This is a genomic window from Mesorhizobium sp. M7A.F.Ca.CA.001.10.2.1 (assembly GCF_003998575.1).
Taxonomy (GTDB): Bacteria; Pseudomonadota; Alphaproteobacteria; order Rhizobiales; family Rhizobiaceae; genus Mesorhizobium.
Genome location: NZ_RZQY01000133.1, coordinates 1 through 11242 on the forward strand (window position 1 = coordinate 1; position 11242 = coordinate 11242).

The 11242-nt window shown below is 61.5% G+C and carries 11 protein-coding genes and 1 tRNA gene; 6 read left to right on the forward strand and 6 right to left on the reverse strand.

What is annotated here, in order from left to right; genetic code table 11:
• Positions 1–837 (forward strand): alpha/beta fold hydrolase (locus EN964_RS11570; protein WP_164775786.1); only part of this gene is annotated, 837 nt, incomplete at its 5' end.
• A 98-nt stretch (positions 838–935) separates the two neighbouring features.
• Here the strand turns inward: EN964_RS11570 and hisN are convergent.
• Together hisN and EN964_RS11580 are read right to left on the reverse strand one after the other, a co-directional pair.
• Complete coding sequence (gene hisN, locus EN964_RS11575) at positions 936–1709, reverse strand: histidinol-phosphatase (protein ID WP_127270523.1); 774 nt, start codon at positions 1707–1709, stop codon at positions 936–938.
• Between the two features lie 325 nt (positions 1710–2034).
• A complete protein-coding gene (locus tag EN964_RS11580) occupies positions 2035–2976 on the reverse strand; it encodes an N-formylglutamate amidohydrolase (RefSeq protein WP_127270521.1) in 942 nt (313 codons plus the stop codon).
• 163 nt (positions 2977–3139) lie between these two features.
• On the opposite strand from EN964_RS11580, the gene cpdR reads away from it, so the two are divergent.
• Positions 3140–3502 (forward strand): cell cycle two-component system response regulator CpdR, encoded by a 363-nt coding sequence (gene cpdR / locus EN964_RS11585; protein ID WP_006199474.1) that lies wholly within the window; start codon positions 3140–3142, stop codon positions 3500–3502.
• Positions 3503–3618: 116 nt separating this feature from the next.
• A tRNA-Val gene (locus EN964_RS11590) sits at positions 3619–3693 on the forward strand.
• Between the two features lie 194 nt (positions 3694–3887).
• Here the strand turns inward: EN964_RS11590 and EN964_RS11595 are convergent.
• The 3 genes from EN964_RS11595 to EN964_RS11605 all read right to left on the reverse strand — a co-directional run bounded on the left by EN964_RS11595 (position 3888) and on the right by EN964_RS11605 (position 5179).
• A complete protein-coding gene (locus EN964_RS11595; protein WP_127270519.1) occupies positions 3888–4283 on the reverse strand; it encodes a hypothetical protein in 396 nt (131 codons plus the stop codon).
• Between the two features lie 14 nt (positions 4284–4297).
• Complete coding sequence (locus EN964_RS11600) at positions 4298–4657, reverse strand: lysozyme inhibitor LprI family protein (protein WP_127272393.1); 360 nt, start codon at positions 4655–4657, stop codon at positions 4298–4300.
• 315 nt (positions 4658–4972) lie between these two features.
• A complete protein-coding gene (locus EN964_RS11605; RefSeq protein ID WP_127267240.1) occupies positions 4973–5179 on the reverse strand; it encodes a hypothetical protein in 207 nt (68 codons plus the stop codon).
• Between the two features lie 408 nt (positions 5180–5587).
• Between EN964_RS11605 and EN964_RS11610 the strand changes: the two genes are divergently transcribed.
• Positions 5588–7855: an alginate lyase family protein gene (locus EN964_RS11610; protein WP_127272392.1), complete on the forward strand. Its 2268-nt coding sequence runs from the start codon at positions 5588–5590 to the stop codon at positions 7853–7855.
• Positions 7856–8012: 157 nt separating this feature from the next.
• Here EN964_RS11610 and EN964_RS11615 read toward each other — a convergent pair whose 3' ends face one another.
• Positions 8013–9167 (reverse strand): dihydrodipicolinate synthase family protein, encoded by a 1155-nt coding sequence (locus EN964_RS11615; protein ID WP_127267242.1) that lies wholly within the window; start codon positions 9165–9167, stop codon positions 8013–8015.
• A 240-nt stretch (positions 9168–9407) separates the two neighbouring features.
• Between EN964_RS11615 and EN964_RS11620 the strand changes: the two genes are divergently transcribed.
• Together EN964_RS11620 and EN964_RS11625 are read left to right on the forward strand one after the other, a co-directional pair.
• Complete coding sequence (locus EN964_RS11620) at positions 9408–10466, forward strand: LacI family DNA-binding transcriptional regulator (RefSeq protein WP_127276373.1); 1059 nt, start codon at positions 9408–9410, stop codon at positions 10464–10466.
• On the forward strand, positions 10463–11242 hold a 780-nt coding region (locus EN964_RS11625; RefSeq protein WP_206528712.1), incomplete at its 3' end, for a malonate decarboxylase subunit alpha. The genes EN964_RS11620 and EN964_RS11625, both read left to right, overlap by 4 nt.

Sequence of the window (11242 nt, forward strand, 5' to 3'; positions counted from 1 at the left end):
ATGAAGGGCACCGTGGTCCTGCTCACCGGCCGCAACGAGTGCATCGAGAAATATTTCGAAACCATCCGCAACCTTGCCGATCGCGGCTTTGGCGTCGCCACGCTCGATTGGCGCGGCCAGGGCGATTCCGACCGGCTGATCCGCGATCACCAGCGCGGCTACGTCAGCAGCTTCCGCGAGTACACCGCCGACCTCGAACAGTTCTTCGAGGAGATCGTGCTGCCCGATTGCCGCGGACCGTACTACATCCTCGCCCATTCGGCAGGTGCCTTGATCACCCTGCTTGCCGCCCCATCAATGGTGAACCGCATCCGGCGCATGGTGCTGATCGCGCCCTTCCTGACGCTGCCCGACCTGCCGGTCTCGATCTCGACGGTTCGCCGCGTCTGTTCTCTGTTCTGCGCTCTCGGCCTCGGCCGGCTCTACGCCGCCTGGGGTCCGCGGCCGCGGGTTACGGCCCCGTTCGAGACCAACAAGCTGACATCGGACCCGGAGCGCTATCGGCGCAACACACGGATCTATGAAGAATACCCGCAACTGGCGCTTGGCGGGCCGACGATCCGCTGGCTGCAGGCAGCCGCGAAAGCATCGGAAGCCGTCAGCGACCCCGATTTCATGGCTCGGATCCAGGTCCCGCTGCTGATCATCGCCGCCGGCGCCGACCAGGTCGTCTCGACCAGGGCCGTGGAAGCCTACGCCAGGCGTCTGCGGCTCGGTTCGCTGCTGATGATCGATGGCTCCCGCCACGAAATCCTGCAGGAAGCCGACATCTACCGCGAGCAATTGCTCGCCGCCTTCGACGCCTTCATTCCCGGCAGCGACGACCCCACAGCCTGACGGGCGCCGGTCGCTGGCCCGCTCCCCAAGGGGTGCCGCCGGCAGTAAAACGACTGCTTCAAGCGGTCGGCATCACCTGAATGGCGGCGGACGCTCGTTTAGCCGCGCAGGGCGGCCATGGCGGCGGCATGAAGTTCCGGCGTCGCCGCGGCGAGTACATCGCCGCCCTGTTCCGCCGGCCCGCCGTCGAATGTGGTGACGACGCCGCCTGCCTTTTCGATGATCGGGATCAGCGCCACGATGTCGTAGGGCTTCAATCCGGGATCGGCGACGATGTCGACGCTTCCCGAGGCGATCATGGCGAAGGCATAGCAATCGGCGCCATAGCGGGCGAGCTGGATCTGTCTTTCGAATGCATCGTAACGGTTGCGCGCCTCGCCCTTGAACAGGGCCGGCGTGGTGGTGAACAGCGTCGCCTGGTCCAACTTCGTCGTCTTGCGGGTCGTCAGTTTTCGCGGCCCGCCTGGCCCCTCATAATGGGAGCCCGAGCCGTTGGCGTAGAAAAGCTCGCCGGTGAAGGGCTGCGCCATCATGCCGGCAACGGCGTCGCCGTCGACCGTCAGCCCGACCAGTGTGCCCCACACCGGCAGACCGGAAATGAACGCGCGCGTGCCGTCGATCGGGTCGATCACCCAGACGTGCCGGCTTGAAATGTTCTCGCTGCCATGCTCCTCGCCTAGAATACCATGATCGGGATACTCAGCCGATATCAGAGCCCGGATGGCGCGCTCGGCCTCGCGATCGGCCTCGGTGACCGGATCAAAACTGCCCTGTTCCTTGTTGGCGACCGCACCTTGGGCACGAAAGCGCGGCAAGGTCTCCGCCGCTGCCGCCTGCGCGATGCGACGCATGAAATCGATGCTGATGTCCAACTGATTCTCCCGCGTTGCAGCATGCCCGAGCCCGGCTTTGCCGACAATTTCGTGCCAAAACAAGGGTGTCGAGGATTTTTCCGCGACGGCATCTGTTGCCTGGATGTCACACAGGCGCCATCGAAACGCAATTTCCACATCAGAGTGAATTAAAAAAGGCTGAAGGTCGCTTGACATTTGTGCAGCGCACAATACCCTCAATCTCGGACAGGGTTTCCTGTCCATGCCCTCCTTGGGCGTTTCCTCCCTAGACTTCGACCGTATCGTGCAAACGATGCGGTCTTTTTTTATGGCGCCATTCAGTCCGCGGCCAGCGGCAGGTTGTTCACTCCGCGGCCAGTGGCAGGTCGATGAAATGATGGTCGGGCATCGACATCAGGTCGGCTGAGAACCGCGTCAGATCGTCGGCCAGCGCATCGAAGCCGGCAGCCTTCTCGAACGTCCGCTCGTTCATATAGAGCCCCCGGTTGACCTCGATCTGCAGCGCGTGCAGATGGCGCGCCGGGCGGCCATAGTGCTCGGTGATGAAGCCGCCGGCATAGGGCTTGTTGTGGGCAACCGAATAGCCCATGGCGCTGAGCAGGCCGATCGCGGTCTCGGTCAGGGCGGCCGTTGCCGAGATGCCGAAACGATCGCCGATGATGAAGTCGGGCCGCTGGCCGCTGTCGCCAACCCGGATGCTCGCCGGCATCGAATGACAGTCGATCAGCACGGCAAAGCCGAACCGCGCATGGGTTCTGGTCAACAGCCGCTTCAGCGTCTCGTGATAGGGCTTGTAGACGGCCTCGATGCGGGCGACCGCTTCGGCCAGCGGCAAGCGGCCGGAATAGATGTCGAGCCCCTCGCCGACCAGCTTCGGCACCGTGCCCAGCCCGCCGGCCACCCGTGCCGAGCGGATGTTGCAGAAGGACGGCACCGGCTCGGCGAACATGCGCGGATCAAGCTCCCACGGTTCACGGTTGACGTCGAGATAGGCCCTCGGGAAATTCGCCGCCAGCAGCGGTGCGCCGAGCGCGACGGTCCCGCCGAACAGCTCATCGACGTAGCAGTCCTCGGACCGGCGGATGGCGTTGCGGTCCAGCCTTGCCATGGCAAGGAAGCGCTCCGGATAGTAGCGGCCGCTATGCGGTGAGTTGAAGAGGAAGGGGACGCGCTGCTCGACGCCCGACCGGATTTCGAAGGGTGGAAAGACCGAAAAATCCTCGGCTGCCGTCTTCAATTTGAACGAACCCGAAAACACCAGTGCATCATGATGTGAAAGTGCCACCTTGCAAGCCTCGTGTCCAGCATTTCGGCCACAGCACACGCCCGGCAAATATGGATCATCCCCGTCAGCGTTCACTTGATGTTTACCCTCACCTCCTCATATACAGGATGGTTAACGGGCTTGCCCAACGGCAACCTCGGGCGGGTGATTCGGACGGGATATCATGGCACGCATTCTTCTGGCGGAAGACGACGACGATATGCGTCGGTTCCTCGTCAAGGCGCTGGAGCGCGCCGGTTACCAGGTCAGTGATTTCGACAATGGCGCCAGCGCCTATGAGCGGCTGCGCGAGGAGCCTTTCTCGCTGCTGTTGACCGACATCGTCATGCCGGAGATGGACGGCATCGAACTGGCGCGGCGTGCCACAGAGATCGATCCTGATCTGAAAGTCATGTTCATCACCGGTTTCGCCGCCGTTGCGCTGAACCCGGATTCCAAGGCGCCGAAAGACGCCAAGGTGCTGTCGAAGCCCTTCCACCTGCGCGACCTCGTCAACGAGGTCGAGAAGATGCTGCAGGCGGCCTGAGCCCTTTTCTAGGCGAGGCGCCGCACCTCTTCGCCACTGCGGCGAGACGACGCCTTCTTTCCTTTTTCCTGCTATTGACGCGCTGGATCAAAAATGGTGTATGCGCGGCTTCGGATGGGCGTGTAGCTCAGCGGGAGAGCACTGCATTGACATTGCAGGGGTCACAGGTTCAATCCCTGTCACGCCCACCATCCAACCAGACAAGCAGATCTTGCATCGGCATTTCCCGGCTGGTTCCCCAGAGGTAGAGCGGTTCGCATAGGTTGACTTATAGCCTGCACCTGGCGCAACGCCGCATGCAGTGCTTGAGCTTGGCGAACGGTTTGTCGATTTGGGCTGAGGTCCGGACTATAGGGGCAGGAAGAAGAGCCCTTGCGAAGCCAGCCTACTGGTCATCGTCATCGCCATTGTCTGGATTGTCGACCAAACATCCCGCGCCGTGACACCCTTGGTAATTGCCTTGAGTGTCGAAATTCGGATTGCCGTCCTTGTCGTAACTCGGCCTTGGGTCGATGTAGCTGTCGTTCTTTCGACGCGCTTCCTTGCGATCCTTGTCTCTCTGTTCCTGCGCGGCTATGCGATCCATTGAGCGCTGCTCGTCTTCTGAACGTTGTGAAGTCTGTTGCATCATGCAGTCGGCAAACCTGTTGGTTCCTGGCCTATAGCCGTAAGAAGCGCACTGTTGCTGATCCATTGCGCGCTGATCCTCAGCGCTGACGCAACCAGCAACCGCCAACGGCACAAGCGCGATCAGCACATATCTCATCTTGAAATTCGGCATTTTGTCACTCCAGATCATTCTGATGGCACCGGGCAAGAGAGGTCACCCTCCTGGCAGTTCAGGTAGGCCCTCAACTGCCTGGTGCGAGCCTTGGTCAGTTCAGCTTGACAAGCAGCGGCAACCATCGGCGCCGCGGAGCCACCATCGTCACCGCTGGATTGAAACGTGCATTCGGCGTTGCGGAACGCAATCCACGCTCTCTGCGCTTTCACCAACCGTGCCTTGCCGTCGGAATCATCCGTAAGCCGCTTCTGGATTTGCTTGAAGGTTTGGTTCAACGCCTGATCGGCTCTTTTGAAGTCCGAAGCTGGATCAGCCAGAGCCGCAGTGGCGGCGAACGACAGCATGGCGACGCCAGCAAGTAGAAAACGCATGATTGTATCCCCGGAATGAAAACAACCACAAGTAAGCACGCATGGGGGCAGCCGACAAGCACCGAAAAACCGTATAGTAAGCAAAGGGTTGTCGGGTTCAACAACGCAGGACGGACGAGGCTGGGGCCGTGAGGTGATATGCGGGGAATGGCCGCCACAAGCTGACGTCAAGATTTGCCGTTTCGCCATTGTCGTGGGCGGCGCCGGCGAGTTTCGCAACCCGGTCCTGGCAGACCGGACGCCGGACGCAAACGCCGTCGCGGAAAGCTGTGCGCCCGTCCCGGTGCTGACCGGGACGGGCGACGGGCAATCAGATCATTGCGGCTCTGGATCAGGCGTATTTCCCGGCCTGTCGCCGCCGCCCTTGCCTTCACGGCAAGGCTCGCCGATGCCGCAGCATTTGCCGTTGTAGGTGACGCCGGGCTTCAGCTTGTCGCATTCCCTGGGAGCGGTTGTCTTGCAGCCGGCCAGCACCGAAACGGCGATGGCGGCCAAAAGGACGTTTCTTGAAACAGTAAACATCAGACGTTCTCCTTGATGGACCATGTTTGGACACATCGCTTGGTCGCGCCTCGGGAGAAATTGGTTCACAAGAAAATTGCGATCACCGGCGGAATCTTTTTGCGAGCTTGCCTTCGCGTGAAGGCGCATCGCCGATGCCGGGGCATTTTGCCATGCTATGTGGTTTTCGGATTTGATTTATCGCATTGTCTTGTCGGCGTTGCCTGCAACCTGCCGTGACCGATGCAGCAGAACCGTAACAGGACATTCGCAACATTGCAGGCGAGAGACGTTTTCCATGATTGATCGCGTTGGACAATTCAGGGCTTGGTCGCCTCACACTCAGAAATGGTCCAGGATCGAAGCCGGAATGGTTGGCGAAACTGCGCGCATTCCCGAGGCGGTGATCGGGTCTCCTTGCGTGCCGTCATGAGTTCACAGTCCAGAAGGGAAAAACTGTCGCCTTGGCCGAAGATACATCGCGAACTGAACCGTGTGCGCACGCAATTGCAGTCGCCGTGGTCGACATTGGGCAACGCGCTCATTTCCGCAAAGCAGAACGCTGAATACCGACGCGAACTCGGCAAGCGGATCGAAGCCGCCCGCGAGACTTACACGGCGTCGCCGATCTCGCAGATTGCCGACAGCTTCATGCTCGTCCGGATCATCGGCAATGATCTGGAACCGCGACACCGCAAGGGCCAGTCATTCGACAACGTGCTGTTCATTCTGGACAACGAACCGGTCTTCGACGCCTGCGAAAAATTCTGGATCGTCAATCGGATAGTCGACACCGACGAGGAAGCCCGGATCATCGGCCTGCTCGAAAGCCGCCGCCAGAATTTTCACACAATCCCCTTCGAACTCGATGCGTACCGGAAGATATCCTGGGACGTCGACCAGCTTGTTGCCGGCGACCTCAGATTCTCAGAGAAGGGCCGGGCGAGCGGAAAGTCCGCGCGTTACGAAACGCACATCCGCCGCAGCAAGAACCTCTATGTGATGAACAACAATGGGGCTCGCAACGCCGCGCTCGCGATTGCCCGCGGCAGGGCAAAATGGCTGATGCCCTGGGACGGGAACTGCTACCTGACAGGCTCTGCGTTCCAGCGGATACGGTCCGCGATCGAGAGAAACCCGCACCTTCCCTACGCTGTGGTGCCCATGGCGCGTATTGTCGACAATGCGCTTCTGCTGGACCAGAGCTTCCAGCCGCCGGCCGAGGAAGAGCCGCAGATCATATTTCGAGCCGATACCACGCAACTGTTCGACGAAAACTATGGCTACGGAAGGCGGCCAAAAATCGAGATGCTGTGGCGGTTGGCAGTTCCCGGCCCCTGGGATCGCTACCGCGACGACGCCTGGGATTTTCCACGCCCGGTCCGGGCAGCGGATGCCGGGCTGCTCCAGAAAGCGGGCTGGGTGGCGCGCCTGGATTCAGGACGTTCGCATCTGGAGATCGGCAAGGCCGGCTTCGTCGCGCGTCTGGTCAGCCGCGACCAGGCGATCGTCGATATGGTCGATCAATGTGACGCCAAGGCAGTCGCCGCTCGGCTTGATACCTCCCGCCTGGCTTTCTATGACGAAGACGCCCTCGCCCACGCGGTAAAGGACGGACCCATCCTGCGCTATCTCGAAACCGCGGCCGGTCAGGCACTCGCCCGCGGTCCGTTCAGCGTGCTCGACAAGACTGGCCGAGCCCCCAGCGGGGATCCCCAGGACTATTTTCACCCGGCGCCTTACTGGTGGCCCGACCCCGACAGACCCGATGGCCTGCCCTATATCAGGCTCGATGGCGAACGCGTGCCCGGCACGGCATTGTATGCAGCAGGAAGCGAAACCTACGATCGCACACGCTTACAGCGCGTCTTCGACGACACAACCGTGCTTGCGCTCGCCGCAACCGTGCTTGATGGACGTCATTACGCCGTCCACGCCGCGAGGCTCATTCGCGCATGGTTTGTCGATCCCAAGACAAGAATGAACCCGCATTTGCGCTATGCGCAGGTGCGGTCGGGCCACGACAACAATGAAGGGGCCGGCTACGGCATCATCGAGCTGAAGGATTTCTATTTCTTCCTGGATGCCGTACGCTTGATCGAGCGAACAGGAGTACTGGGCGACGAGGATCGCGAGGCGTTCAGAGCCTGGCTCGGTTCCTACTGTGAATGGCTGGACACCGCGCCGGCAGCCGCGACGGCCTTCTGCAGCAGCAGCAACCAAGGAACGTACTACGATTTGCAGCGGGCATCGATCGCCACATTTCTTGGCGACAGCGCCACCCTGGCCAAGATCAGCCTCTATGCTCGGGAGAGATTGGCGACCCAGATCGCAGCCGACGGCTCCTTGCCCAGGGAACTGTCCCGCACGCGCCCCAGGCACTACGCCATGTTTACCTTGCAAGGCTGGACGTCGCTGGCCCGTGTCATGTCTTCGGTTGGTGACAATCTCTGGCAGCACAAGACAGCCGAGGGACTGGGACTGGTCCAGGCGCTGCACTGGCTTGTTGCGCACGAGAACAAGCGACACACCATGTCGGCCGAAACTGTCGATCCGGATCGGCTTGGGCCGCTGCTTCTCGACCTGACGCATCATGATCCCGCAGGGATGCCACCTGCCGATCTGGGAAGGGCGGCCAAGCCCATATTTCATCCAGACGAGGCAATCGCGCCTTTTTGGCTGTGGCGAAGACGTTAGAGCAGTTCACCGTTTCACGGAAACGGCGACCCGCTCTAACTCCTTGTTTTTAAGCAATTCCGGACGGAAAACCGTTTCACACTTTTCCTGGAATTGCTCTAGGGACGTCCGGCATTCCTGGCCTGTCACGTCGATGATGAGAACCACTTTCCCGAAATCAAACGCCCGCGACGGTGCAAAGGCTCTTCATTCTGGCCACCGCCAGATCGGGATCAGCGAGCAATCCGGCCTGGTCGGCAAGGCGGAACACGTCGGCATAGTGACGGATGCCGCGCGCCGACTGCATGCCGCCGACCATCGCAAAATGGTCCTGATGGCCATTCAGCCAGGCCATGAAGACGATGCCGGCCTTGTAGTACTCGGTCGGCGCCTCGAAGATTTTTCGCGATAGCGGCACGGTCGGCGCCATCAAGGCGTCATAGCCGGCGCGGTCACCCTCCGCCAGTTTCGCCAGCGCTGCATTGGCGACCGGCGCAATCGCGTCGAAAATACCGAGCAGTGCGTGCGAGTGTCTTTTCTCGTCGCCGGCGATCAGTTCGGGATAATTGAAATCGTCGCCAGTGAACATGACGACGCCGTCCGGCAGACGGTTCCTCAGCGCGACCTCCTTGCCGGCATCGAGCAGTGAGATTTTTATCCCCTCGACCTTGCCAAAGTGGCGTTCGATGATGGCAACAACTGTATCGAGAGCAGTCTCGAAATTCTCGCTGCCCCAATAGCCCCTGAGCGCCGGATCGAACATGTCGCCCAGCCAGTGCAGGATGACCTTGCCGGATGCCTGGGACAGGATGCGGTCGTAGACGCTGACATAGTCGTCCGGCCCCTTGGCAACTGCCGCCAGTGCCCGGCTGGCCATCATGATCGCCTTGCCGCCCAAGCCTTCGATGAAAGCGAATTGCCGCTCATAGGCGGTGACCACATCGTCCAGTGTCCTGGCGGCGGCGGGCGCCAGATGGTCGGTCCCGGCACCCGAGGCGAGATCGGCGCCATCGACGGTACGCGCCTCGGCGATCGAACGGCGAATCAATTCCTGCGCGTTTGCCCAGTCGAAACCCATGCCGCGCTGCGACGTGTCCATCGCTTCGGCGATGCGGAATCCCAACCGCCACAGATGGTGACGGAACGTCATCGTCCTGTCCCAGTCGACCACCGGCCTGGACCACGGATCGGTCATGGCAAGCGGATCGGCAACGACGTGCGCGGCGGCATAGGCGATACGCGAAAATCGCGCGCCGATGTCAGGCTGCACCGGTTCGCCGACCAGCGTGTACCGGGTGCTGCCGCCCCCCTCACCAGGCAAGGAAATGTCCATCGATCTCTCCCTTCGCAACGCTACTAGATGGAACGTTCCAATAAATCAAGAACCTTTAAGATTCGAACTCCACGGCAGGAAGAATGCTGCATTGCAACACAAAAGCCTTATGGAGCAAGCCATTTGAGTACGCACGATCGGCATTCGAGACGCGAGAAAAATCCCGATTGACTCACGACCGGAGCAGAGATTAGAACGTTCCAATACTTTTGGACCTGCAGTCGGGGAGGATGCATCTGGATGGCCAACCGGGCCAAGGCGACGATATTCGACATCGCCCGCGAAGCAGGCGTGTCCAAATCGACGGTATCGCTCGTGCTCCAGGGCAGCGGGCTGATCCGGCCCGAAACAGCGAGCAAAGTGCGCAAGGCGATCGAGGATGTCGGTTACGTCTACAACCGGGGCGCCGCCAATCTGCGCAAGGCGCACTCCAATGTCATCGGCATGGTCATCAACGATCTCACCAATCCTTTCTTCGCAGAGCTGGCGGTTGGCATGGAGCGGGTCTTCCAGTCGGCGGGCATCGTGCCGTTCATCGCCAACACGGCGGAAAATCCGGTGCGCCAGGAAGAAGTGCTGAAATCGCTGATGGAGCAAGGCGTCGCCGGCCTCATCGTCTCGCCGGCTCGCGGCACGACGCCGGGCGCCTTCAGGCGGATCGAGACGGCAGGTCTGCCGGTGGTCTTCGCCATGCGCCGGCTTCCCGAGAGCCGTATTCCGGTTATCGCGCCCGACAATCATCGCGGCGCCTATCTCGCCACCGCCCATCTGATCGGCAAGGGACATCGCAGGCTGGTCTTCTTCGGCGGTTCGTCCGACCTGGTGGTCTATCACGATCGGCTTGGCGGATTTCGCGAAGCCTGCGAGACGCAGGGCATCGCCGCCCGCGACGCACTGGTCGTCGAGGGCGAGACCAGCCGCAGAGGGGGTATAGGGTGTCTGGAAACCGCTCTCGCTATGGCTGAACCGCCGACCGCGGCGCTCTGCTTCAACGACGCTGTCGCCTTTGGCGCCATGCTGGCGCTGCGCAAGCGCGGGCTTGAGCCGGGAGTTGATTTCGCCATCGTCGGTTTCGACGATGTAGCCGAGGCCGAGCACTATATGCCGGCGCTGACCAGCGTCGCGGTGGACTCGGCCGGCCTCGGCGAACGCGCCGCCCATGTCATGCTGAAAATGATCCAGTCGCGCACCACGCGGGCCGAGGACCATATCGGCGCGGTCAATCTGGTCGTCAGGGAAAGCTGTGGCCCGGATCGCCGCACCCGAAACAGGACGGCCGGTTCGGGGATGATGAATTGAGCAAGGTCGTTTCGGCAGCGCAGGCAGCGGGCCTGATCAAGGACGGCATGGTCGTCTCCGTGTCGTCGTCGAGCGGTCTCGGCTGTCCGGACGCGGTGCTTGCCGCGATCGGCGAACGCTTCGAGGAGGAAGGCCACCCAAAAAATATCACCACACTTCACCCGATCGCCGCCGGCGACATGTACGGCATCAAAGGCATCGACCATCTGGCCAAGCCCGGCCTGCTGAAGCGTACTTTGTGCGGCTCCTACCCGTCCGGCCCCTCCTCTTCCGAACCGCCGCAGATCTGGAAGATGATCGGCGACAATTCGGTGGCCGCCTACAACGTGCCGTCCGGCATCCTGTTCGACATGCACCGCGAAGCGGCCGCCAAGCGGCCGGGCGTGCTGACCAAGGTCGGCCTCGACACCTTCGCCGACCCGCGCCACCAGGGCTGCGCCATGAACGCCGCCGCAAGCGAGCCGATCGTTTCGGTGCAGCAGTTCGACGGCGAGGAATGGCTCTATTTCCGCTCCATCGTGCCGCAGGTCTCGATCATTCGCGCCACGTCAGCCGACGAGCGCGGCAACCTCACCTACGAGCATGAGGGCGCCTATCTCGGTGGCCTCGAACAGGCGCTCGCCGCCCGTAACAATGGCGGCATCGTTATCGCGCAGGTCAAGCGCGTCGTCGAAAACGGTACGCTGAAACCGCATGACGTGCGCGTGCCGGGCGTCCTGGTCGACCATATCGTCGTCGCGCCCGACCAGTTGCAGACGACGCTGACACCCTATGAC